This is a genomic window from Pseudomonas sp. FIP_A4, assembly GCF_036701605.1.
Lineage (GTDB): Bacteria > Pseudomonadota > Gammaproteobacteria > Pseudomonadales > Pseudomonadaceae > Stutzerimonas > Stutzerimonas phenolilytica.
Map to the genome: position 1 here is coordinate 1 of NZ_JAYDXP010000048.1, position 420 is coordinate 420.

2 pseudogenes are annotated in these 420 nt (G+C 62.6%); one reads left to right on the forward strand and one right to left on the reverse strand.

From position 1 onward, the window contains the following. Positions 1-27: 27 nt before the first annotated feature. Positions 28-186 (reverse strand): annotated as a pseudogene (locus U8L64_RS00355) (MFS transporter); the annotation flags it as partial. A gap of 66 nt (positions 187-252) precedes the next feature. On the opposite strand from U8L64_RS00355, the pseudogene U8L64_RS00360 reads away from it, so the two are divergent. Further along, positions 253-369: pseudogene (locus U8L64_RS00360) on the forward strand (hypothetical protein); the annotation flags it as partial. Positions 370-420: the final 51 nt, after the last annotated feature.

Here is a 420-nt window from a genome sequence, read left to right on the forward strand (position 1 = left end):
GTGGCAACTCGGGTAACCAGACAATCACCATGATCGAGCGCCATAGCCGACGAACAGGCCCAGCACGAGGAAGTGCCAGTAGGCGGTCGCTTCGCTGATCAGGTAGATCGGCAGCACACAGATCAGCATCAGCATGAAGAACACGATGCGCCCGCCGAACTTGTCGGTGAGCATGCCCAGCGGCCGCGCGTCGAACTGGCTGCTGGACAACCTGCAGGCCGGCGATTGCATCGAGGCGCTGCCGCCGGCCGGTACACCGATAACCTGATGCATGATCTGCAAACCGAGCGTTTCTACGAGCCGCAGGAATACAACGGTGTGATGGCCGTGGGCGACGGGCCGATCAAGACCTTCCCGCTGCGCGGGATTGCCGCCGGGCTGAAGATCAGCGTCGGCGAGTAGCGGTACATAACGCCGGCC